Below are 24,114 nucleotides of genomic sequence, written 5' to 3'. Positions count from 1 at the left end.
CGCTAAGACCGTGGGCCGGACATCGCCAATGACGCCGTTCAATCCGATTGCAACGCGGGTTCTCCGCCCTATAACTAAATTGCAGGAACGAAACCGCCATTCGGCCGTTCCGACCGTGCAACAGAGGGAACGATCATGGAATGGAAAGGCCGGCGGCAATCCAGCAATGTCGAGGACCAGCGCGGGGCTGGCGGGCCCGGCGGTTTCGGCCGCGGCGGCGGCTTCCGCATTCCGATGGGCGGCGGGCCGCGCCGGGCCGGCGGCGGCCTGAGCGTCGGCACCATTATCTTCCTGGTCGTGATCTATTTCGTGCTGAAGATGATGGGCATCGATCTCCTGCAGGTGCTCGGCCAGGGCGGCGGCGGGCAGGTGAACCTGCCGGGATTCGAGCAGACCGAGAGCGCCAGCCGCGCGAACTCGCCGCGGCAGGAGGAGACCAAGCAGTTCATGGCCACCGTGCTCGCCGAGACTGAAGACGTCTGGAACGGCATCTTCCAGGCGAGCGGCGTGCAGTACGAGGAGCCGAAGCTCGTGCTCTTCTCCAATTCGATCCAGTCGGCCTGCGGCTTTGCCTCCGCCGCGTCCGGACCGTTCTATTGCCCGGGCGACAGCAAGGTCTATCTCGACATGAGCTTCTTCGACGAACTCGCCGACAAGTTCGATGCCGCCGGCGATTTCGCCCAGGCCTATGTCGTCGCCCACGAGGTCGGCCATCACGTGCAGAACCTCACCGGCGTGCTGCCGAAATTCAACCGTGCCCGCCAGTCGATGAGCGAGGCGGAGGCCAACCAGATGTCGATCCGCGTCGAACTGCAGGCCGACTGCTATGCCGGCATCTGGGGCAAGTACACCGAGCAGAAGGGTCTGTTGAGCGCCGGCGACCTGGAGGAGGCGCTGAACGCGGCCGTGCAGATCGGCGACGACACGATCCAGAAGCGCATGCAGGGCTATGTCGTGCCCGAGAGCTTCAACCACGGCACCTCCGAGCAGCGCATGCGCTGGTTCAAGCGCGGCTTCGACAGCGGCCGGGTTCAGGATTGCGACACGTTCTCGAACGACGTGTGAGGACGCCTAAACGCCCGGCCGGCATCGCCCGCTCGGGTGCGCCGGAGAACGGGCGCCGTCCGGCGCCCGGGCTTGTGTCTAGCGAACGAGGAAGGCCGTGCCGTAGAGGCCCAGCGCGAAGGCGGTGTGGGCGAGAAGGCCCATCAGGCGGACCTTGTTCGGTTCTGCGGTCTTCGACGCGGCCCAGCCGAGGCCCATGCCGGGCTGCATCAGGAACCAGCCGGCGGCGATGGTGACGATGCCGAAGATCCAGGCGGGCAGGAAGCTCGGCGCGGCGAACCAGTCCATCCCGACGATCAGCGCGAAAACGATGCCGTAAAGGATGCCGACGACATAGTGGCCGGTCCAGCCCAGGGCATTCTCGTGGCGATAGGGCTCCGCATCCGCGATCGCCTCATGAAACACCTTGCCGTCGGCCAGATGCCGGAACCACCGTCCGCCGGGTGCCCAGTTCGGCTTCGGCTGTCCGAAGGCGACGTGCAGCAGTACGGCCCAGAGGTCCATCATGACGGTTGCGCCGACGCCGATCAGTGCGCCACGCCAGATTAGCTCGCTCATTCCCTAGCTCCCTTGATCCCCGCAGCCGGCGATCGGCCGCGTCTCCGCGGGTCTCGAAACCTGCGAATCGTCGTCGCCCGCGATCGTAGCGGATGCGATAGGGCAACCCAAGATGCGCCGGAAACGGCTGGCCAGCCTGGCGCGGCGGGGCGGGGAAGAACGGCGCGGGGGCGGACGAACGGCCGGAAGGATCAAAATTTGCGATCCTGGCATCAGGAATTTTGCGATGTTCACGTATTGTTTCGCGCGTCGTTCCGGATTATGACGCTTCGGATCGAGAAAATCGCGATTTCCGCACCGGGATGCCATCCGATGATCGAAGAAAAACACGTCCGCCGGGGGCTGGCCCTCGTCTTCATGATCATGTTTCTCGACGTGATCGGCATTGCCATCATCATGCCGGTTCTGCCGAGCTTCCTGGAGGAATTGACGGGCGCCGACATCGGCACGGCGGCCATCGACGGCGGATGGCTGCTGATCGTCTACTCGGCCATGCAGTTCCTGTTCGCTCCGCTCATCGGCAACCTGTCCGACCGGTTCGGGCGACGGCCGGTGCTGCTCGTCTCGGTCTTCACCTTCGCGATCGACAACCTGATCTGTGCGCTCGCGACCAGCTTCTGGATGCTGTTCGTCGGCCGGGTGCTGGCAGGGGTCAGCGGCGCCAGCTTCGGCACGGCCGCCGCTTACATCGCCGATGTCAGCACCGACGAGACGCGGGCGAAGAACTTCGGGCTGATGGGGATCGCCTTCGGCACCGGCTTTGCGCTCGGTCCGGTGATCGGCGGCTTTCTCGGGGAATTCGGCCCGCGCGTTCCCTTCTTCGGCGCCGCATTGCTGGCCTTCCTCAATTTCGCCGCCGCCTGGGCATTCCTGCCGGAGAGCCTGGAAGCACGGCATCGCCGGCCTTTCGAGCTGTCCCGCTCCAATCCGCTCGGCGCGCTGCAGCAGATGCGCCACTATCCCGGCATCCTCTGGGTCCTGCTGGTCTTCTTCTGCTACTGGCTCGCCCATTCGGTCTATCCGGCCGTCTGGGCCTTCGTCTCCGCCTATCGCTACGGCTGGTCGGAGGGGCAGATCGGGCTGTCGCTCGGCATGTTCGGCATCTGCGCGGCGCTGGTGATGGCGTTTGCGCTGCCGCGCATCGTTCCCGTCCTCGGCGAATGGCGCACGGCGGTGCTCGGCCTCTCCTTCGCCTCGCTCGGGCTTGCCGGCTACGCCGCCTCCTGGCAGGGCTGGATGATCTATGCCGTGATCCTGCTGACGGCGATCGAGAACGTCGCCGACCCCGCGCTCAGATCGATCGCGTCGGCAAAGGTTCCCCCGTCCGCGCAGGGCGAACTGCAGGGGGCGCTCTCCAGCCTCGCGAGCGTGACGACGATCGTCGGGCCGCTGATCTTCACGCAGATGTTCGGCCTGTTCACCGGCCCGTCCGCGACCGTCTCCTTCGCCGGGGCACCCTATGCGCTCGCGGCCGCAATCCTGCTTGCGGGTGTCGTCCTCTTCGTCCTCAAGGTCCGCGGCGGCGCAAGCCCGGTGACGGGTGCCGTCGAGGTGGCGGGCTAGGTCGGGGTTTCAGGGGGTTCGGCAGTTTTCGCCGATTTTTCGGGAAAAGGCGGTCGGATCTGTGTTTTCTCGCCCGTTTTCGAGCTTCCGGCGCCGAAATCCCGCGATTTTGGCACGAACGGGCGCATTTTTGATGAATGGATCAATTCTATTGGGTTGATCGCCTTGCGCCGATGTGATCGGAAGCGAGCCGAAAGGTGGCAGCAACATGCACATGATCGCACCGCGGCACGACAACAGCTGGGCGTCCCATTTCCGGGCGACCTTCACCCTCGGCATTCCGCTGATCGGTGCGCAGCTGGCCCAGCTCGGAATCCATACGACCGACGTCGTCATCCTCGGCCGGCTCGGCGCGGCGCATCTGGCGGCGATCGTGCTGGCGAGCCAGTTCTTCTTCATCATCTTCATCTTCGGTTCGGGCTTTGCGACGGCGGTGATCCCGATGGTGGCCCAGGCCTTCGGGCGCGGCGACACCGTCTCGGTGCGCCGCTCCGTGCGCATGGGCATGTGGGTGGTGCTGCTCTATTCGCTGCTGACGGCGCCGGTCTTCTCCTATGCCGAGCAGATCCTGCTCCATGCCGGCCAGAAGCCGGAGGTGGCGGCCTTTGCCGGCGACTATCTCGCGATCGCCCACTGGGGCATGCCGCCGGCGCTCTTGTTCATGGCGCTTCGCGGGCTTGCAAGCGCGGTGGGCAAGGCCGGCATCATCCTGAAGATCACGATCACGATCCTGATCCTCAACGCGATCTTCGCCTATGGCCTCGTGCTCGGGCATTTCGGCCTGCCGGCGCTCGGCATCAAGGGGGCCGCCTACGTCTCCTTCGGCGTGAACCTCCTGTCGTTCGTGCTGATGGTGGCCTATGTGCAGAGCCGTCCGGAGATGCGGCGCTACGAGCTTTTCGTCCGCTTCTGGCGGCCGGACTGGTCGGCCTTCCGCGAGGTGGTGTACCTCGGCCTGCCGATCAGCTTCACCATCATCGCCGAAGTCAGCCTGTTCACGGCCGCCTCGCTCCTGATGGGCTCCATCGGCACGATCGAGCTTGCCGCGCACGGCATCGCCCTGCAGTTCGCCTCGATCGCCTTCATGTTTCCCTACGGGCTGGCGCAGGCGGCGACCGTGCGGGTCGGGGTCGCGCACGGGCGCGGCGATCACATGGGGATAGTCCGGGCGGCGATCGCCTGCATGATCGTGGCGACCGGTATTGCCATGGCCGGCACCGCCCTGTTTGCGGCGATCCCGACGCAGCTTGCCGGCATCTTCCTCGATCGCCAGTCCGCTGAAGCTGCGCAGGTGCTTGCCTATGCCGGCCCGCTGATCGTGATTGCCGGCGTGTTCCAGCTCGTCGACGGCCTGCAGGCGATCGCCGCCGGCCTCCTGCGCGGCCTGAAGGACACGCGGGTGCCGATGCTGCTGGCGATCCTGTCCTATTGGCCGATCGGCTTCGGCTGCGCCTGGCTGTTCGCCTTCCCGCTCGGCCTGGGCGGCATCGGCGTCTGGCTCGGCTTCCTCTGCGGGCTCACCGCGGCGGCGATCCTGCTGTGCTGGCGCTTCTACGTGCGGATGGCGGTGGAAGGGCGGAGCCGGGCGCTGCCGGAGGCGCAGAGCCGGGCGGCGTAGGCAGGACTCGATCGGCAATGCCAGGGAATGGTGCGCGGATCTGTGCGATCCGTCAGGGATCGGCCCGGCCTCCTCGTTGGTGAGGCCGGGACTTCGCTCTCCCGCTCAGGGCAGGGTCAGGCGCGCTCGGCGAGCGCTTCCTCGCCCTTCTTCTGCCGCACCAGGTTGATGAAGCGGCGGAAGAGGTAGTGGCTGTCCTGCGGGCCGGGCGAGGCCTCGGGGTGATGCTGCACCGAGAACACCGGCTTGCCGGTGAGGCGCAGGCCGCAGTTGGAGCCGTCGAACAGCGACACGTGGGTTTCCTCGACGCCTTCCGGCAGGCTGTCGGAGGAGACGGCGAAGCCGTGGTTCATCGACACGATCTCGACCTTGCCGGTGGTGTAGTCCTTGACCGGATGGTTGGCGCCGTGGTGGCCCTGGTGCATCTTCTCGGTCTTCGCGCCGACGGCGAGGCCCAGCATCTGGTGGCCGAGGCAGATGCCGAACATCGGGATCTCGGACTTTATGAGGTCGCGGATCACCGGAACGGCATATTCGCCGGTCGCGGCCGGGTCGCCCGGGCCGTTGGAGAGGAAGATGCCGTCCGGCTTCTGCGCCAGGACTTCCTCGGTGCTGGAGGTCGCCGGCATGACGGTGACCTTGCAGCCGAGACCGGCGAAGAGCCGCAGGATGTTGCGCTTCACGCCGAAGTCGAGGGCGACGATGTTGTACTTCGCATCCGCCTCCGAAAGGTCCTCGAAGCCCTCGTTCCAGACCCAGGGCTCCTGGCTCCAGCGCGAGGACTGGCCGGACGAGGCGACCTTGGCGAGGTCGAGGCCCTCGAGCCCGCTCCAGGCCTTCGCTTCGGTCTTCAACGTCTCGATGTCGAAGACGCCGGAGGGATCATGGGCGATCACCGCGTTCGGGGCGCCATGCTCGCGGATCCAGGCGGTCAGGGCGCGGGTGTCGATGCCGCAGAGCCCGATGATGCCGCGTGCCTTCAGCCAGGCGTCGAGGTGCTTTGCGGCGCGGTAGTTGGAGGGATCGGTGATGTCGGCCTTGAAGATGACGCCGACCGCGCCGTGGCGGGCCGCCGGCGTCAGGTCCTCGATATCCTCGTCGTTGGTGCCGACGTTGCCGATGTGGGGGAAGGTGAAGGTGACGATCTGGCCGAGATAGGAGGGATCGGTCAGGATTTCCTCGTAGCCGGTGAGCGCGGTGTTGAAGCAGACTTCCGCCTGGACCTTGCCGGTCGCGCCGATGCCCTTGCCCTCGATCACGGTGCCGTCGGCGAGAACGAGCAGTGCCGTGGGCTTGTCGGCGGTCCAGGGGGCGGTCGAAGGGGCAGTCGAGGTCATGGTCATCCCTTTTCCGGCGCGGACCGGCCCGCCTTGAAAGGCGAGGGTTCAGGCGCCATTTAATGTCGCAGACGTGGGCACGCGGAAAATCCGCGGCAAGGCCACTACATGCAAATTTCGTGCAGGTGCCGGAAAATAGACAAAGCATGCCGCCGGGTCAACCTTCCGGCTGTGGATTGCTTCGAATTTTCGCTGTTCAGAATCAATGGCTTAAGCAATGAATTTGATTGCCGAGGCCTTGCTGGTCTATGAGAGCGCACGAACTGACGCACAACATCGAGAAAATGCGGACCCGTCGCGCCCGGCAGCGGCAGGCGGTCCAGCGGAGATAGACAATGCGCGAGCAACTCGCAGAATGCCTCAAGGACGCCCTGAAGAGCAAGGACACGCGCCGGACTTCGACCGTGCGGCTGATCCAGGCTGCGATCAAGGACCGGGACATCGCCAATCGCGGCGCCGGCAAGGATCCCGTCGATGACGACGGCATCCGCCAGATCCTGGCCAAGATGATCAAGCAGCGCGAGGAATCGGCTCGCATCTATGCCGAGAACGGCCGCCCCGAGCTCGCCCAGCACGAGCGCGAGGAAATCGCTGTCATCAACGGGTTCCTGCCCGAGCAGCTCTCGGAGGACGCGGTCAAGGTGCTCTGCGCCGACGTGGTCCGGGATACCGGGGCGCATGGCCTTCGCGACATGGGCAAGTGCATGAACGCGCTGAAGGAGCGCTATCCCGGCCAGATGGACTTCGCCAAGGCCTCGGGCGTGGTGAAGGACCTGCTGAAATAGGCTGCCGGCAGGGACCCGCCGGCGAACAAGCAAACGAAGACGCCGCGGCAGGTCCGCGGCGTTCTGCTGTCTGCGGCACGGATCCGCAGGACCCGGCCGGCCTCAGGTCGTCCGCGCCGCCCTGGAGCCTGTGACCTCGGCGAAGGCCTCGTCCACCAGTGCGTGCTTGGCCGCCTGGTACTGCCAGTACTGCCGCAGCAGCCTGCGGGAGATCCACACGTCGCTCTCGCCGCGCCTGCCGCTCCAGCCGATATCGCCCATTTCCGCCGCCTTGCCGAACAGGCGGACGACATGGGTGCGCGAGATGGTGAAGCGGCGCGCGGTCTCGGTCAGGGACAGCGTGCCGGCGGGGAGGCGGTCGGTGGCAGGCCCGGCGTCGGCCACGCCGGCATCCACCCCGGCGATCAGGAGATCCAGGATGAGGCCGCCGAAATTGGCCCAGGTGAAGAGATCGAAGGCCGGTCCCTGGCTGCGGACCGAACCTGCCACCAGGATGCGCTCGGCAATCTTCGGCTGCAGGCGGTATTGCAGCGTCGGGTCGGCCCGGTAGATATCGGCGCGGTTGCCGCCGTCAATCCCGTCGAGACCGGCCAGGTGCAGTTCGAGCCATTGCGACATCGCCCGGTCGGGTACGTCCGTCGCCTGCAGCGGCTTCCTCCGGCGGTCCTCGTGGCCGCTGACGACCCGCACGAAACCGTTGGCCACGATCTCCTGGATGAAATCGGCGGCGGTGTTCTTGCTCGCCACGTTCTTTTCGACGACGAGCGCGATGAAGCGCGCCGTGTAGAGGCCGCTTGCCGGATCTGCGGGGTCGCGCGAACAGGCCAGCGCGAAGGCAGCGTGGCTCATCAGCCACCGTTGCTGCGAGGAGAACAGCCTCCCCAGCGGCGGATCGGCGTCGTAGATGTCCAGAAGCAGCCGGGCGCCCTGCCGGAAGGCGTAGAAGAAGCGGGGATCGGCTTCGAGGGTGGCTGCGGGGATCGGCATGTCGTTCAGTCCGGTATCGGCCGGTATCGGCCGGCTTGTCATCGCCCTTCTCTTCGCCACCAAGTTGAGCATCTGTCAATTTCGACCTTTAGCTAATTTTTACCAACAGGCGTCCTCTCGCGCATTGCCTGTTGACAGCCGGACACTTGTAGCGCTCGTCGGCAGCAATCATTATAAGGGCCGGGTCGCCCGGACGGCGGCGACGGAGATCACGTTCAAAGATGCGCTTTTCCCCTTCGTTCCTCGACGAGATTCGCGATCGCGTGCCGATTTCGGCCGTGGTCGGCCGCCGCGTGAGCTGGGACAAGAAGAAGACCAACGTTTCGCGCGGCGACTACTGGGCCTGCTGCCCGTTCCATGGCGAGAAATCGCCGAGCTTCCACTGCGAGGACCGCAAGGGCCGCTATCACTGCTTCGGCTGCGGCGTTTCCGGGGACCATTTCCGCTTCCTCACCGAACTCGACGGGATGAGCTTTCCCGAGGCCGTGCAGCAGATGGCCGACATGGCCGGCGTGCCGATGCCGCAGCCGGATGCGCAGGCCGAGCGCCGCGAGAAGGAGCGCACTTCGCTTCTCGACGTCATGGAAATGGCGACGGCCTTCTTCCAGGATCAGCTGCAATCGGCTGCCGGCGCGCGTGCCCGCGCCTATCTGCGCGACCGCGGGCTGACGGGGCGGACGATCGAAACCTTCCGGCTCGGCTATGCCCCGGAAGGCCGCAATGCGCTGAAGGAGCATCTGGCCGGCAAGGGCGTGCCGAAGGAGCAGATCGAGGCTTGCGGGCTGGTGGTGCATGGGCCGGAGATTCCCGTCTCCTACGACCGCTTCCGCGACCGCATCATGTTTCCGATCCTGTCGTCTCGGGAAAAGGTGATCGCCTTCGGCGGCCGCGCCATGTCGCCGGATGCGCCGGCAAAGTACCTGAACTCGAACGAGACCGAACTCTTCCACAAGGGAAGCGTGCTCTACAATTTCGCCCGTGCCCGCAAGGCGGCGCAGGGGACGGGCCGCGGGGCGCAGGACGACCGGGGTGCCGGCACGATCATCGCCGTCGAGGGCTACATGGACGTCATCGCCCTGTACCAGGCGGGCGTCGAGAATGCCGTCGCGCCGCTTGGCACGGCATTGACGGAGAACCAGCTCGACCTGCTCTGGAAGATGACGCCGCAGCCGGTCCTGTGCTTCGACGGCGACGGGGCCGGCATCCGCGCGGCCAACCGCGCCGCAGAGCTGGCGTTGCCGCATATCCGGCCGGGCCGCACCGTCCGCTTCGCGCTCCTGCCCGACGGCAAGGACCCCGACGACCTCGTTCGCCACGAGGGGCGCGAGCCGTTCGACAAGGTGCTGGCCGGCGCCAGGCCGCTCGCCGAGATGATCTGGACCCGGGAAGCCGGCGGCGGCACCTACGAGACGCCGGAAAGCCGGGCGGAGCTGGAGGCGCGGCTGCACCAGCTCGTCTCGGTCATCGCCGACGAGAACGTGCGCCGGCACTACCAGCAGGACATGCGCGACCGGCTGAACGCCTTCTTCCAGCCCGCCTCCCGACAGGGCGGCGAGCGGCGCGGCTTCGGCGGGCGGCAGGGGCAGGGACGCCAGCAGGGCGGCCGCAACGGCGGCGGCGGCCCGTCGTCGACGCCGTCGGCGATCTCCGACCGGCTCGCCCGCTCGACGCTGGTGCGCGGCGCGCAGGAACTGCCGGCCCTGCGCGAAAGCGTGCTGGCGCTGACGATCGTCAACCAGCCGCAACTGCTGTTCGAGGAATACGACGAGGTTTCGGCGATCGAGTTCGACAATCGCGACCTGCAGCGCTTCTGGTCGGCCGTGCTCGGCATCGCCGCCGGCATGGGCGAGCGGCTGTCGCGCGAGCGGCTGGTGGAGGAACTGGAGGCTTCCGGTTTCGAGCCGACGCTGAAGGCGCTCGACCAGCAGATCCGCAATTCGCGGCTGTGGACGGCGACGGAGGAGGCGGCCCCCAGCGACGCCCGGGAGGGCTACCTGCAGGCGATGGCGCTGCACAAGCGCACGCGGGCGCTCCTCTGGCAGCGGCGCGAGCTCGAGCGCGAACTGGCGGAGGCGACCGAGGATGGCGACGGCGACCGCGTTCCGCAGATCCTACGGGCGCTGCAGGAAGTGCAGATGGAAACCAAGCGGATGGAGAACCAGGAGGCGATCATCGACGGCTTCGGCGTGATGTCCGGCCGCGTCAAGGGACCCGCCAAGGGATAGCGGCGCGGGGCCCTTCTCCCCGTCGGGGAGAAGGTGGCGCGTAGTGCCGCCGGATGAAGGGGCGGTGGGCGCGGCGTTTGCGGCGAAGCCCCCCTCATCGCTGCGCTTCGCTCGGCACGTCCCCTCGCCGGGACAAGAAGGAGGATTTGCACCTCCTGCCATGCTCCGCGCTTTCGCGCCCCGCTGCCCCTTGCATCGCTCCGCCGGCTGGCGATGATGCCACGACGATTCCCGGAAGAGGACCGATGCCGCCATTTGAAAGACAGGAGCCACCGTTTTCGAGCGGGCGGCCGTTCTCCGCAAACGCCAGTCCGCTGGAGGTGCTGAAGCGCGTCTACGGCTACGATGCCTTCCGCGGCAAGCAGCAGGCGGTGGTGGAGCATGTGACGGCGGGCGGAGACGCGGTGGTGCTCTTTCCCACGGGAGCGGGCAAGTCGCTCTGCTTCCAGATCCCGGCGCTCTGCCGCGACGGCGTCGGCATCGTCGTCTCGCCGCTGATCGCGCTGATGCGCGACCAGGTGGAGGCGCTGAAGCAGCTCGGCGTGCGGGCGGCGGCGCTGAATTCCGCCCTGTCGCGCGAGGAGGCTGGCGCCGTCATGCGGGCAGTGCGGGTGGGCGAGCTCGACCTTCTCTACGTCACGCCCGAGCGGACCGTTACCGACGGTTTCGCGGAGTTGATCGGCAATGCCCGGATCGCGCTCTTTGCCATCGACGAGGCGCATTGCGTCTCCCAGTGGGGGCACGATTTCCGGCCCGAATACCGCGCGCTGGACCGGCTCGCCGAGCGCTATCCGGGCGTGCCGCGGATCGCGCTGACGGCGACCGCCGATCCGCATACCCGCGAGGACATCATCGAGCGCCTGTCGCTCACGAACGCGCAGGTGTTCACCACCTCCTTCGACCGGCCGAACATCGCCTATGACATCGTCGAGCGCGACCAGCCGCGCCAGCAGCTCCTGCGCTTTTTGTCGCGCCACAAGGATGCGAGCGGCATCGTCTACTGCCTGTCGCGCGCAAAGGTGGAGGATACCGCGGCCTGGCTCGACGCGCAGGGCATCCGCGCGCTGCCCTATCATGCCGGGCTCGACCGCTCCGTCCGCGACGCCAACCAGGACGCCTTCCTGAAGGAGGAGAACCTCTGCCTCGTGGCGACCGTCGCCTTCGGCATGGGCATCGACAAGCCGGACGTGCGCTATGTCGCCCATCTCGACCTGCCCGGCTCCGTCGAGGCCTATTATCAGGAGACGGGCCGGGCCGGGCGCGACGGATTGCCGTCCGAGGTGTGGATGGCCTACGGCATGGCCGACGTGATGCAGCGCCGGCGGATGATCGACGAGGGGGATGCGGCCGAAGACATCAAGCGCGTCGAGCGCGCCAAGCTGAATGCGCTGCTTGCGATCTGCGAGACCGTGTCCTGCCGCAGGCAGGCGATCCTCGCCCATTTCGGCGAGGCGCATCCCGGCGGCTGCGGCAATTGCGACACCTGCCGCAACCCGGTCGAGACCTGGGACGGGACGGAGGCCGCGATCACAGCACTTGCCGCCGTCTACCGCACCGGTGAACGTTTCGGCACCGGCCATGTCATCGACGTGCTGATGGGGGTTGAAAACGAGAAGACCGAGCGCTTCGGCCACACCGGCATGCCGGTATTCGGGGCGGGCAAGGACATTCCGGCACGGACCTGGCAATCGGTGTTCCGCCAGCTTCTTGCCGCCGGCCTGATCCGCATCGACCATGCGGCCTTCGGGGCGATGAAGCTGGAGGCGGAGGCGCGGGCGGTGTTTCGGCGCGAACGGGAGGTCCGCTTCCGCAAGGACCGGCCGGCGCCGGCGCGGGCTTCGCGCGGGGCGAAACCGTCTTCGGCGGCGCGCGAGCGGGCCGACCTTGCAGGCTCCGATCGCGAGCTGTTCGAAAAGCTGCGCGCCGAGCGCCTGTCGATCGCCAAGGACCTGGACGTGCCGCCCTATGTCGTCTTCCCCGACGCGACGCTGATCGCGCTGGCGAAGGAGAGGCCGGGAGACTGGGACGAACTGCTCGACATTCCCGGCATCGGCCAGAGCAAGCGCGAACGGTTCGGCAAGGCGTTTCTGGCGGTGATCGAGGACTACGTCGAGGGCGCGTGAGATGCGGCGGCCGCGGTCGCCGTGAAAGATGGGAGAAGAGCCGATGACCGAATGGAACCTGCCCTGGCATGGGGTCTGCCGCTGCGGACGTGTGCGGCTGAAGATCAGCGCGCCGCCGCTTCTGACGATGGCATGCCACTGCACCGGCTGCCAGCGCATGTCGGGCAGCGCCTATTCGCTCAGTGCCGCCATTCCGGCCGAAGGGTTCGCCGTGGTCGAGGGCGAGCCGGTCGTCGCCGGCGCCAACGCCGAGGCCGGCCACCATTTCTGCCCGCACTGCATGACGTGGATGTTCACGCGGCCGAAGGGGATCGATTTCTTCGTCAACCTTCGCCCGACCATGCTGGAGGATACGGGCTGGTTCGTACCCTTCATCGAGACCTATACGAGCGAGAAGCTGCCGTGGGTCGAGACGCCGGCCGTCCACAGATTCGATCGGTTTCCGCCGTTCGAGGCCTATGAGGGGCTCGTCGGCGAATATGCCGCACGCCGATCGTCCGGCGATTAACCCTCCGTTAATGATCGTTGGATGCGCCAGACACGTCTGTAGGAGGGTGTGATATCGAGCGCCTGTCAAACAGATCCATTGCCAATGAACATTAACATATTCAAAAATATTAGAAATCGCCTCTCGACCGATCCCGCCGCGCGGCATTCGCAACATCTGATGCTCGTCTGCCAGGCGGCGTTGCCGGTCGGTGTCGTCGTCACCGCGCTGTGGATGCCGATCTTCGCCTTCGTCGGCGACTGGTTCCTCGTCCTGCTCGTCGGCTTCCTGCTGCTGGTGATGGCCGCCTGCTGGGAGGCGGCGCGGCGGGGATATTTCTCGGCCGGCTACATCGCCGCCCAGTTCGCATCGGGGATTTTCGTCGTCTACTTCTCGCTGCTCTACGACGTGCCGAGCGAAGCGGTGCCGCGCGTGTGCCACCTCTATTTCCTCGTCATCGCGCTGGCCGGCTATGCCAATTTCGGGCGGGATCGCGGCGTGCTGCAACTGGTGGTGATCCTGCTGTGTCTCTTCGGCTTCGTCGTCTTTGCCAGTTCGCCGATGGCCTTTTCGTTCGCCGCGCCCTTGCCGGAGGCGGTGCGCGCCGTCACCGCCTGGATCAACGTCGCCTCCGTCGCCATCCTACTTGCCGGCGGGGTCGTGCTGCTTCAGCGCGAGTTCACGCTGGACGGCAACACGGCCAGGGAGCTGCGCTCAGCGCTTGCTGACAGCCAGTTCGAGCTGTTCTACCAGCCGCAGGTGGACCAGGCGGGAACGGTGATCGGGGCGGAGGCGCTGCTGCGCTGGAAGCATCCGAAACGGGGCTACGTGCCGCCGGACGAGTTCGTGCCGGCGGCAGAGCGCGCCGGCCTGATGCCGCGGCTCGGAAGCTGGGTGCTGAAGGAAGCGGCGCAGACGCTGTCGGCCTGGCGGGCGCATCCCGCGACAAGGGATCTGGTCCTGTCCATCAATGTCAGCGCCGACCAGTTCCGGATGGCCGATTTCGTACCGCTGGTGACGGAAACGATCGAGGCCTACGGCATCGAGCCGGCCGTCCTGAAGCTGGAACTGACCGAGAGCGTCTTTGTCGCCGACATCGACGATGTGGTGACGAAGATGAAGGCTCTGGAGCGCGCCGGCATCGGCATCGCGCTCGACGATTTCGGCACCGGCTATTCCTCGCTCAGCCACCTTCGCCAGCTTCCGCTGCAGCAGCTCAAGATCGACCGCAGCTTCGTGCGCGCGGTGACGGAGAGCGGCCGCGGCGCCTCGCTCGCGAGAAACATCGCCAAGATGGGCCACGACCTGAGCCTGGAGATCCTTGCGGAAGGCATCGAGACGGAGGAGCAGTTCCAGTTCATGCTGTCCTGCGGCTGCCGGAAATTCCAGGGCTACCATTTCGGACGGCCGGTGCCGCTGGCTGCGCTGGAGGAGCGGATCGCCGCCCCGGCGCAGGCGCTTGTGGGGTAGGGGGCGGATCGCCGACGATGAAGGCTGCATGGCGACAGCGGACGTGATAGAACCCGCCATCCCGACGACCGGAGCATAGCCTCATGAGCACTGACTTCCTCTCCCATCTGCGCAGCGAACTCGAGACCCTGAAAGCGGCGGGCCTCTACAAGGCCGAGCGCGTGATCACCTCCAAGCAGGCGGGCACGATCGAGGTCGCCTCGGGTGCGCGGGTCCTGAACTTCTGCGCCAACAACTATCTCGGGCTCGCCGACAGCGAGGACCTGGCCGAGGCCGCGAAGGCCGCGCTCGACCACTACGGCTACGGCATGGCCTCGGTGCGCTTCATCTGCGGCACCCAGGAGGAGCACAAGCAACTGGAAGCCCGCATCTCAGCCTTCCTCGGCATGGAGGACACGATCCTCTACTCCTCCTGCTTCGACGCCAATGGCGGGCTGTTCGAGACGCTGCTTTCCGACGAGGACGCGATCATCTCGGATGCGCTCAACCATGCCTCTATCATCGACGGCGTGCGGCTCTCCAAGGCGAAGCGCTTCCGTTATGCCAACAACGACATGGCGGCACTGGAGGAGGAGCTGAAGAAGGCCGAGGGCAGCCGGTTCAAGCTGATCGCCACCGACGGCGTGTTCTCCATGGACGGCATCATCGCCAATCTCGGCGGCGTCTGCGACCTTGCCGAGAAATACGGCGCGATGGTCATGGTGGACGACAGCCACGCCGTCGGCTTCGTCGGCCGGCACGGCCGCGGTTCGGCCGAGCATTGTGGCGTCGAGGGCCGGGTCGATATCATCACCGGCACGCTCGGCAAGGCGCTCGGCGGTGCGTCGGGCGGCTATACTTCTGCCCGGAGCGAGGTGGTCGACTGGCTGCGGCAGCGCTCGCGGCCCTATCTCTTTTCCAACACGCTGGCGCCCGTCATCGCGGCCGCCTCGCTGAAGGTGTTCGACCTGATCGAGAACGGCGACGAACTCCGCCAGCGACTTTCCGCCAATGCCGACCTGTTCCGTGCCGAGATGACGAAGCTCGGCTTCACGCTTGCGGGCGAGGGGCATCCGATCATCCCGGTGATGCTCGGGGATGCAGCACTTGCCCAGGAGATGGCGGCGCGGATGCTGGAGAAGGGCGTCTACGTGATCGGCTTCTCCTTCCCCGTGGTGCCCAAGGGCCAGGCGCGCATCCGCACCCAGATGTCGGCGGCGCATTCGCGCGCGGACGTGGAAAAGGCGATCGCGGTGTTTGCCGAGGTGGGGCGGGAGCTGGGTGTGATCTAGCTCAAGTCCCCTCCCGGCAGGCCGGGAGGGGTTTCTATCAATGAGGAACGAGCCATGTCGAACATGATGCGTGCGCTGGTCAAATCGAAGCCCGAGGTCGGGCTCTGGATGGAGAGTGTTCCGGTGCCGGAGCCAGGCCCCAGCGACGTCCTGATCCGGGTGAAGAAGTCTGCGATCTGCGGCACCGACGTGCATATCTGGAACTGGGACCAGTGGGCGCAGAAGACGATTCCCGTGCCGATGGTGGTCGGCCACGAGTTCGTCGGCGAGATCGCCGAGATCGGCTCGGCTGTCACCAAGTACCAGGTGGGTGAGCGGGTCTCCGGCGAAGGGCACATCGTCTGCGGCAAGTGCCGTAACTGCCGGGCCGGGCGCGGCCATCTGTGCCACTACACGAAAGGCGTGGGCGTCAACCGGCCGGGCTCGTTCGGCGAGTTCGTCTGCATTCCCGAGCACAATGTCGTGCCGATCCCGGACGAAGTGCCGGACGAGGTGGCGGCGATCTTCGATCCGTTCGGCAATGCGGTGCACACCGCACTCTCCTTCGATCTCGTCGGCGAGGACGTGCTCGTCACCGGGGCCGGTCCGATCGGCATCATGGGGGCAATGGTGGCCCGGCGTTCCGGCGCCCGCAAGGTGGTGATCACCGACATCAATCCGGTGCGGCTCGAGCTTGCCCGCAAGGTCGGCATCGAGCATGTGGTGGATGCCTCGAGCGAAGACCTGAGCGAGGTGATGGCGAAGATCGGCATGACGGAAGGGTTCGACGTCGGGCTTGAGATGTCCGGTGCGCCGCCCGCCTTCCGCTCGATGATCGACGCGATGAACAATGGCGGCAAGATCGCGATCCTGGGGATCGCGCCTGATGGCTTCGGCATCGACTGGAACAAGGTGATCTTCAAGATGCTGACGCTGAAGGGCATCTACGGGCGCGAGATGTTCGAGACCTGGTACAAGATGATCGCCTTCGTGCAGGGCGGGCTCGACCTCTCGCCGATCATCACCCACCGCATCGGCATCGACCAGTTTCGGGACGGTTTCGAGGCGATGCGGTCCGGCAATTCCGGCAAGGTGGTGATGGACTGGTGAGGGGTCGGTTGCGGCGGGGCGGTGCGGTTGCGAATCAGCGGCGACAGCGCCCCCTTGTCTTTTTCGCGGCCGCTCCTACATCTTGGCCAACACCCGCAACCGGCGCCCCACGCCTTGAAGACCCGAATCAAAGGGTTTTCCGGGTTTTTTGGCGGAAAAGCTTGACGGAGCCGAAAAATCTGGGAATCACCATCTCTGGCAAAGAATGCGATGGGTACGGCGGACCGGGAAGTCATGTCAATCATGTTGCCACGGCGACATGTCCGCGGCCTCCGGAAGCGAGGCGTGGTTAATCAGGATTTAAGTTTCATTCCGTTAGGTCAGTGAAACGGGTTGGCACGGCGCCGGAGCGTAAAGCGGGCGCTCGCATGGATCCCGGCGGCACTGAAACTGGACACCCCAGGAAAGCGAAGACTAAATGGCAACAAAGGTCAAAGAGAACGAAGAAGCCGAAACCGAACGCGAAGGTGCACCGGACGGCCCGCTTCTGGATCTTTCCGACGACGCCGTCAAGAAGATGATCAAGGCCGCCAAGAAGCGCGGCTATGTCACGATGGACGAGCTGAATTCGGTGCTGCCGTCGGAGGAAGTGACCTCCGAGCAGATCGAGGACACCATGTCCATGCTCTCCGACATGGGCATCAACGTCATCGAGGACGAGGAAGCCGAGGAAGCCCAGAGCGACGACGACAGCGACGACGATACCGAGAGCGAAGGCGGCGATCTGGCGCCTTCCAGCGGCACCGCGCTTGCGGCCGCCAAGAAGAAGGAGCCGACCGACCGGACCGACGATCCGGTGCGGATGTACCTGCGCGAGATGGGCTCGGTGGAGCTTCTGTCGCGCGAGGGCGAAATCGCGATCGCCAAGCGCATCGAGGCCGGCCGCGAGACGATGATCGCGGGTCTGTGCGAAAGCCCGCTGACCTTCCAGGCCATCATCATCTGGCGTGACGAACTGAACGAAGGCCAGACGCTGCTGCGCGAGATCATCGACCTCGAGACGACCTATTCGGGTCCCGAGGCGAAGGCTGCGCCGCAGTTCCAGAGCCCGGAGAAGATCGAGGCCGACCGCAAGGCGGCCGAGGAGAAGGAAAAGGCGAAGAAGGCGCGCACGGCTGCCAACGACGACGACATCACCAATGTCGGCGGCGACATGCCTGCGCCTGAGGAAGAGGAAGAGGACGACGACGAGTCGAACCTCTCGCTCGCCGCCATGGAAGCGGAACTGCGTCCTCAGGTCATGGAGACGCTCGACACGATCGCCGAGACCTACAAGAAGCTGCGCAAGCTGCAGGACCAGCAGGTGGAAGCCCGCCTGCAGGCGACCGGTACGCTGTCGCCGGCCCAGGAGCGCCGCTACAAGGAGCTCAAGGACGAACTGATCACCGCGGTGAAGTCGCTGTCTCTGAACCAGAATCGCGTCGACAGCCTGGTCGAGCAGCTCTACGACATCTCCAAGCGGCTGATGCAGAACGAGGGCCGCCTGCTGCGGCTCGCCGAGAGCTACGGCGTCAAGCGCGATTCGTTCCTGGAGCAGTATTCCGGGGCCGAGCTCGACCCGAACTGGATGAAGTCGATCGGCAACCTCGCCGCCAAGGGCTGGAAGGAATTCGCCAAGGCCGAGAACGCGACCATCCGCGACATCCGCCAGGAGATCCAGAACCTCGCCACCGAAACCGGCATTTCGATCGCCGAGTTCCGGCGGATCGTCTCGATGGTGCAGAAGGGCGAGCGCGAGGCGCGCATCGCCAAGAAGGAGATGGTGGAAGCCAACCTCCGTCTCGTGATCTCGATCGCCAAGAAGTACACGAACCGCGGTCTGCAGTTCCTCGACCTGATCCAGGAAGGCAATATCGGCCTGATGAAGGCGGTCGACAAGTTCGAGTATCGTCGCGGCTACAAGTTCTCCACCTATGCGACCTGGTGGATCCGGCAGGCGATCACCCGTTCGATCGCCGACCAGGCCCGCACGATCCGCATCCCGGTGCACATGATCGAGACGATCAACAAGATCGTCCGAACCTCGCGCCAGATGCTGCACGAGATCGGCCGCGAGCCGACGCCGGAGGAACTGGCCGAGAAGCTTGCCATGCCGCTAGAAAAGGTCCGCAAGGTCCTGAAGATCGCCAAGGAGCCGATCTCGCTCGAAACGCCTGTGGGTGACGAAGAGGACAGCCACCTCGGCGATTTCATCGAGGACAAGAACGCGCTGCTGCCGATCGACGCCGCCATCCAGGCGAACCTGCGCGAGACGACGACCCGCGTTCTGGCATCGCTGACGCCGCGCGAGGAGCGTGTCCTGCGCATGCGCTTCGGCATCGGCATGAACACCGACCATACGCTGGAAGAAGTCGGCCAGCAGTTCTCGGTGACCCGCGAACGTATCCGCCAGATCGAGGCGAAGGCGCTGCGCAAGCTGAAGCATCCGAGCCGGTCCAGAAAGCTGAGAAGCTTCCTCGACAGCTGACCGGACGCACATCTGGAAACATCGAAGGGGTCGGACCAAGTGTCCGGCCCCTTTTTCGTTCGCGGATTGGTCGACCTTGCTGCCTACGCCGGAGGGTGTAGGCGCCTACGCCGGATGGGTGTGTCCCGTCTACTTCTCCTTGCCGATGGTCCTGCCGGGGCCGGGGCCTACATCGGAAATGCACGTTTTGATCGTGCCGCCGATGGTGGGACCCGTCGCGCCACGACTTTCCTTGGGGGAGATTCCGATGAAGATTTCGCGCCGTGCCGTATCGTTCGGCGGGATGGGCCTGCTTGCCGCAAGCACCCTGCCTGCCCGTGCCTTCGATCTTCCGATCACCGACCCCTTCGAAGGGGACGGCGACTTCTGGACGGCTGTCGAGGCCTATATCTACGGCTATCCGCTCGTGACCATGGAAATGACGCGGCGCGTCGTCACGAACGTCGAGAAGCCCGAGGGCAGCAAGGGGCCGATGGGGCACATCATCAAGTTGCGCGAGTATCCGGACGCCTCGTTCACCGCCGTCACCGCGCCGAACGCCGACACGCTCTACACCACCGCCTTCATCGACGTCGGCGCGGAGCCATGGGTGTTCTCCTTCCCCGAGATGAAGGACGACCGCTATTTCCTGTTTCCGATGCTGGACGGCTGGACGACGGTGTTCCAGGTGCCGGGATCGCGCACGACCGGGCAGGGCGGGCATGTCGTGGCGATCACCGGCCCGGGCTGGGAGGGCACGCTTCCCGACGGCGTCGTCGAATACAAGTCGCCGACGAGCCTCGTCTGGATCCTGGGGCGCATCTACTGCACCGGCACGCCGGAAGATTACAAGGCCGTACACGCCATCCAGGACGAATGCACGCTCTGCCCGCTCAGCGCCCATGGCAAGCCGTGGACGCCGCCGCCGGGCAAGGTCGACCCAAGCATCGACATGAAGACGGCGGTGCGCGACCAGGTCAACCGCATGGACGCCATCGAATACTTCACGCTTCTGAGCGAGCTGATGAAGACCAATCCGCCGACGGCAGCCGATGCGGAGATGGTGGAGAAAATGGCGCGGGTCGGCCTCGTGCCCGGCCAGGATTTCGACAAGAGCAAGCTCGACACGCGCTTCGTCCGGCAGATCCCGGAGATCGCCGTCGGCCGCATCATGCTGCACTTCAAGTTCTCCGACGGCGACTTGAAGGACATCAACGGCTGGGGCTTCACCACCAAGACCGGCGTCTACGGTACCGACTACCTCCAGCGCGCGCTGATCACCGCGATCGGGCTTGGGGCCAACCGGCCACAGGACGCGATCTACCCGACCTCGACGAAGATGAAGGAGGGGCTGTTCGGGCGGGCATATGACGGGGCCAACAAATATGTGATCACCTTCCCGAAGGGGCAGATGCCACCGGTCCGCGGCTTCTGGTCGATCACCATGTACAACGACAAGTATTTCTTCGTCGAAAATCCGATCAACCGTTATTCGATCAGTGCGCGGCAAAATCTCAAGGCCAATCCCGACGGCTCCATCGACCTCCATATCCAGCACCAGTCTCCGGGGGCCGACAAGGAAGAGAACTGGCTGCCGGCGCCGGCGGGCAAGTTCGTGCTGATGATGCGGCTCTACTGGCCCGACGACAGCCCGCCGTCGATCCTGGACGGCTCGTGGGTGATCCCGCCCGTGCGCAAGGTCTGAGCGACCCGCCCATTCCGCCCCGTTTCGACCGTCCGCGCCGCGGTGAGCCGCCGGCGCGGCTTTCCGTGCGACCAGCGGTTGCTTTCCTTCGTTGTGTGCGATACCGTTCATTTGTTGCATTGCAGCAAATGGGCCTCCCGTCATCGCGACCCATTGCTGTCGCCGGGGCGGGGGCCGCGCCTTCAAACGGAGAAGCCCGATGAGTTCAAGCATCCTCAACGCCCTCGGCAAGCCGCTCGCCTACAGCGGCGCATCGACCGCCTGGTTTTCCGCCGTCGGTTCCGGACCGGTCCTCGACGGCACGGCCGGCAACGATTCCATCTGGGGCAGCGCCGGCGTGGCGGTGACGATGAACGGAGGGACGGGCGACGACATCTACTATGTCTACTCCGCACACAATGTCGCCTACGAGGCGGCGGGCGAGGGGATCGACACGATCTCCACCTGGATGAGCTACACGCTGCCTTCGAATTTCGAGAACCTGGAAGTGACCGGCGACGGACGCTACGGCTTCGGCAATGGGCTCGACAACATCATCACCGGCGGCGCCGGATCGCAGACGCTCTACGGCGGGCGCGGCAACGACGTGCTGATCGGCGGCGGCGGCGCGGATATCTTCCTTCTCGAGAAGGGGACCGGCAGCGACCTGATCGCCGATTTCGGCGCCGACGACACGGTGCGGCTGAAGGGCTACGGGATCAAGTCCTTCGACGAGGTGCAGGCGCGGCTGATGCAGAAGGGCGACAACCTGCATCTCGACCTCGGCGGCGGCGAGAAGCTGGTCTTCGCCAATACCAGCGCCGACGACTTGCGCGCCGACCAGTTCGACCTGTCGATCGACAAGTCGAACATGACGCAGAGCTTCTTCGACAATTTCTCCACGCTCTGGCTGCACAACGGCAAGAGCGGCATCTGGGAGGGGAAATTTCCCTGGGCGCCGGAGAGCGGCGGCACGCTGCACACCAACGGCGAACTGCAATGGTACGTCAACCCTGCCTACGGGCCGACCAAATCGCTCAATCCCTTCTCCGTGCAGAACGGCATCCTGACGATCACCGCCCAGCGGACACCGGAGGACATGAAGTCCGCCGTGTCCGGCTACGACTACACCTCTGGCATCCTGACGACCCATGCCTCCTTCTCCCAGACCTACGGCTATTTCGAGGTTCGTGCCGACATGCCCGACGACCAGGGCGCCTGGCCGGCCTTCTGGCTCCTGCCGGAGGACGGCACCTGGCCGCCGGAACTGGACGTGGTCGAGATGCGCGGGCAGGAGCCGAACACGATCCACACGACCGTCCACTCGATGGAGACCGGTTCGCGCACAAGCGAGACGACCGCCACCTCCGTGCCGAGCACCGACGGGTTTCACAACTACGGCCTGCTGTGGACGGAGGACGAACTCGTCTGGTACTTCGACGACGTCGAGATCGCCCGGGAGAAGACGCCGGCCGACATGCACGACCCGATGTACATGGTCCTCAACCTCGCCGTCGGCGGCACGGCCGGGACGCCGTCGAGCGACTTCGACGACGGCGCGCAGATGAAAATCGACTATGTGCGCGCCTATTCGCTTGATGCGGACTGGTCCATGTGACATCGCCTTGCCTTGAAATCACCGCCTGGACAACCAAACTGACCGGATGGTGAGCGTGCGCCGCAGGCTTCGGACTTCTCCGGACCGGCGCGCGCAGCGAAGGCTGATGGCTTAGGTGGCAAGGCAGGGCGAAAAGAAGCGGGTAAAGGAGCTGAGCTGGGGCGCGATCGTCTCGGTGCTGCTGCATGCCGCCGTGGCAATCGCCCTGCTCATCCACCTGCCGCCCTACGAGCCGCCGGTGCCGGAGGAGGAAAGCGTCAGCGTCGAGCTTGTCCCGCCGCCGGAAGAGGAGCCTCAGCCGGAAGAAGAACCGCAGCCGGAAGAGCAGGCCGAGGCGGAGCCGCCGGAAGAGGAACCGCCTCCGCCGCCACCGCCGGAGGAGCAGACGCCTGCCGAAGAGCAGGGCGTCGAGGCCCCGCCGCCGCCGCCGCCACCGGAACCGGAAGAGCAGCAGGCCGAAGAACAGCCCCCGGAAGAGACACAGGAGCCGCCGCCGGAAGAGGCGCAGCAGCAGGAGGCCGAGCAGCAACAGGACCAGGCCGGGGCGGGACTTCCCGACCAGGGGCCGCTTCCCGTGCTGCGGCCGGTGCTGGAGTTCGGCGACGAGGATACGGGGCCGCGCGTCGACGTCAGCGAACTGGCCCGGGGCGGCGTTGCGCCCGACGCGCCGGCCGAGGGCGAGGCGGAGACATCGGAGACGGCGGCCGCCGAAGAGGCGGGCGAGCCCGCGGATGCGTCCGCCATGCCCGATCCGCAGGAGGCCACGGAGCCGGAGACGGATACGGAGGAAGGCGTGCCGACCGCGCTCGTGGATGGCGCGCCGTCTGCCGGCGAGGAGGCGACGACGCCTGCGCAGGAGACCGAGACGGCGGAGGTCGACGCGGCTGCCGCCCAGACTGAGGCTGCCCGCGAGCCGCTGACCGAGGCCGAGCGCATCTATTCCGACAACGATACCGGCGGCATGATCGCGCAGACGGCGATGGGCGACATTCCGCGCAGCACGCGCATCGAGCAGTTGTGCAGCACCGAGCTTCTGGCGCAGCTCCGGAACGGCTCGCCGTCCTACAATCCGGAGCTTCTGCCCTCCTATCGCCTGCAGCAGGGCACCGTGCTCGACATCCGGCGCGCGGCGTTTCGCGCCAATACCCGCTGGTACAACCTGGCCTTCCGCTGCGAGGTGGATCAGGATGCCAGGCGCGTGGTTTCCTTCGCCTTCGACATCGGCTCGGAGGTCCCGCGGAACGAATGGAAAAGCCGGGGTTTCCCCTCGCTCTGAACTGCGGCAAGCCTCGCTCGCGAGGCCCCGTCTTCCTTGTTGGGGCAACGACGCAGGCGTATAATCCAGATGGGCTGAGGGCAGGTTCGCCGCGTCGCGGACGCGAGCAGGGGAGGTCTGCCATGACCATGTACATCATGCTGATCAACTGGACGGAACAGGGCGTGAAGAACGTGCGCGAGTCGCCGAAGCGGCTCGATATCGCCAAGAAGGTTCTTGGCGACATGGGGGGCTCGTTCAAGGATTTCTACCTGACCATGGGTGAACACGACATGGTCGCCGTCTGCGAGGCGCCGGACGACGCGGTCATCGCCCGCTTCTGCCTGACGCTCGGGCAGGGCGGCAATGTCCGTACAAAGACGCTCAAGGCCTTCCCCGAAAAGGCCTACAGGGAACTGATCGCGACGCTCGGATAGCCGCGCCGGGTCAATGGTGGCGCCGGGCCGCGACAATGGACCTCGGAAAAAAGAGAGGCCGCCGGCGATGCCGGCGGCCTGGTCGTTTGAGCTGTG

The 24,114-nt window shown here is 65.9% G+C and carries 18 protein-coding genes; 15 read left to right on the top strand and 3 right to left on the bottom strand.

The window, feature by feature from the left end; translation table 11 throughout:
- Nucleotides 1-135 precede the first annotated feature (135 nt).
- A complete protein-coding gene (locus tag OCK02_RS17470; RefSeq protein ID WP_230808185.1) occupies nucleotides 136-1,065 on the top strand; it encodes a neutral zinc metallopeptidase in 930 nt (309 codons plus the stop codon).
- Nucleotides 1,066-1,143: 78 nt separating this feature from the next.
- Here OCK02_RS17470 and OCK02_RS17465 read toward each other — a convergent pair whose 3' ends face one another.
- Nucleotides 1,144-1,623 carry a DUF2938 domain-containing protein gene (locus tag OCK02_RS17465; protein ID WP_263814141.1) on the bottom strand — a complete coding sequence of 160 codons (480 nt, stop codon included), beginning with the start codon at nucleotides 1,621-1,623 and terminating at the stop codon, nucleotides 1,144-1,146.
- 312 nt (nucleotides 1,624-1,935) lie between these two features.
- Between OCK02_RS17465 and OCK02_RS17460 the strand changes: the two genes are divergently transcribed.
- Nucleotides 1,936-3,186: a TCR/Tet family MFS transporter gene (locus OCK02_RS17460; RefSeq protein WP_263814140.1), complete on the top strand. Its 1,251-nt coding sequence runs from the start codon at nucleotides 1,936-1,938 to the stop codon at nucleotides 3,184-3,186.
- A 208-nt stretch (nucleotides 3,187-3,394) separates the two neighbouring features.
- Nucleotides 3,395-4,804 (top strand): MATE family efflux transporter, encoded by a 1,410-nt coding sequence (locus OCK02_RS17455; RefSeq protein WP_263814139.1) that lies wholly within the window; start codon nucleotides 3,395-3,397, stop codon nucleotides 4,802-4,804.
- A 116-nt stretch (nucleotides 4,805-4,920) separates the two neighbouring features.
- Here OCK02_RS17455 and carA read toward each other — a convergent pair whose 3' ends face one another.
- Nucleotides 4,921-6,141 (bottom strand): glutamine-hydrolyzing carbamoyl-phosphate synthase small subunit, encoded by a 1,221-nt coding sequence (carA, locus tag OCK02_RS17450; RefSeq protein ID WP_412178860.1) that lies wholly within the window; start codon nucleotides 6,139-6,141, stop codon nucleotides 4,921-4,923.
- A gap of 335 nt (nucleotides 6,142-6,476) precedes the next feature.
- On the opposite strand from carA, the gene OCK02_RS17445 reads away from it, so the two are divergent.
- Entirely contained in the window at nucleotides 6,477-6,926 is a 450-nt protein-coding gene (locus tag OCK02_RS17445) for a GatB/YqeY domain-containing protein (protein ID WP_230808190.1), read from the top strand.
- 102 nt (nucleotides 6,927-7,028) lie between these two features.
- On the opposite strand, the gene OCK02_RS17440 is transcribed toward OCK02_RS17445, so the two are convergent.
- Nucleotides 7,029-7,955: a hypothetical protein gene (locus OCK02_RS17440; RefSeq protein ID WP_263814137.1), complete on the bottom strand. Its 927-nt coding sequence runs from the start codon at nucleotides 7,953-7,955 to the stop codon at nucleotides 7,029-7,031.
- Nucleotides 7,956-8,134: 179 nt separating this feature from the next.
- Here OCK02_RS17440 and dnaG point away from each other — a divergent pair, with 179 nt between their 5' ends.
- From dnaG to OCK02_RS17385, 11 genes are all read left to right on the top strand, one after another.
- On the top strand, nucleotides 8,135-10,138 hold the full coding sequence (gene dnaG, locus OCK02_RS17435; RefSeq protein WP_263814136.1) for a DNA primase: 2,004 nt from the start codon (nucleotides 8,135-8,137) through the stop codon (nucleotides 10,136-10,138).
- 245 nt (nucleotides 10,139-10,383) lie between these two features.
- Nucleotides 10,384-12,261, top strand: coding sequence for a DNA helicase RecQ (gene recQ / locus OCK02_RS17430; protein ID WP_263814135.1), 1,878 nt, complete (start codon nucleotides 10,384-10,386; stop codon nucleotides 12,259-12,261).
- A gap of 43 nt (nucleotides 12,262-12,304) precedes the next feature.
- Nucleotides 12,305-12,769 (top strand): GFA family protein, encoded by a 465-nt coding sequence (locus OCK02_RS17425; RefSeq protein ID WP_263814134.1) that lies wholly within the window; start codon nucleotides 12,305-12,307, stop codon nucleotides 12,767-12,769.
- A gap of 159 nt (nucleotides 12,770-12,928) precedes the next feature.
- A complete protein-coding gene (locus OCK02_RS17420) occupies nucleotides 12,929-14,218 on the top strand; it encodes a putative bifunctional diguanylate cyclase/phosphodiesterase (protein ID WP_263814133.1) in 1,290 nt (429 codons plus the stop codon).
- Nucleotides 14,219-14,301: 83 nt separating this feature from the next.
- Nucleotides 14,302-15,489: a glycine C-acetyltransferase gene (locus tag OCK02_RS17415; protein ID WP_263814132.1), complete on the top strand. Its 1,188-nt coding sequence runs from the start codon at nucleotides 14,302-14,304 to the stop codon at nucleotides 15,487-15,489.
- A gap of 54 nt (nucleotides 15,490-15,543) precedes the next feature.
- The gene (gene tdh, locus OCK02_RS17410; RefSeq protein WP_230808197.1) at nucleotides 15,544-16,578 is read left to right on the top strand and encodes an L-threonine 3-dehydrogenase; all 1,035 of its coding nucleotides are present in this window, start codon (nucleotides 15,544-15,546) and stop codon (nucleotides 16,576-16,578) included.
- 418 nt (nucleotides 16,579-16,996) lie between these two features.
- A complete protein-coding gene (gene rpoD / locus OCK02_RS17405; protein WP_263814131.1) occupies nucleotides 16,997-19,045 on the top strand; it encodes an RNA polymerase sigma factor RpoD in 2,049 nt (682 codons plus the stop codon).
- 247 nt (nucleotides 19,046-19,292) lie between these two features.
- Nucleotides 19,293-20,729: a DUF1254 domain-containing protein gene (locus OCK02_RS17400; RefSeq protein ID WP_263814130.1), complete on the top strand. Its 1,437-nt coding sequence runs from the start codon at nucleotides 19,293-19,295 to the stop codon at nucleotides 20,727-20,729.
- Between the two features lie 199 nt (nucleotides 20,730-20,928).
- Nucleotides 20,929-22,326: a family 16 glycosylhydrolase gene (locus OCK02_RS17395; RefSeq protein WP_263814129.1), complete on the top strand. Its 1,398-nt coding sequence runs from the start codon at nucleotides 20,929-20,931 to the stop codon at nucleotides 22,324-22,326.
- A gap of 115 nt (nucleotides 22,327-22,441) precedes the next feature.
- Complete coding sequence (locus tag OCK02_RS17390) at nucleotides 22,442-23,602, top strand: DUF930 domain-containing protein (RefSeq protein WP_263814128.1); 1,161 nt, start codon at nucleotides 22,442-22,444, stop codon at nucleotides 23,600-23,602.
- 122 nt (nucleotides 23,603-23,724) lie between these two features.
- Nucleotides 23,725-24,018: a GYD domain-containing protein gene (locus OCK02_RS17385; protein WP_230808202.1), complete on the top strand. Its 294-nt coding sequence runs from the start codon at nucleotides 23,725-23,727 to the stop codon at nucleotides 24,016-24,018.
- Nucleotides 24,019-24,114: the final 96 nt, after the last annotated feature.

This window comes from Rhizobium sp. TRM96647 (assembly GCF_025780115.1).
Taxonomy (GTDB): Bacteria; Pseudomonadota; Alphaproteobacteria; order Rhizobiales; family Rhizobiaceae; genus Mycoplana.
This window is presented reverse-complemented; position numbering and strand designations above follow the sequence as displayed.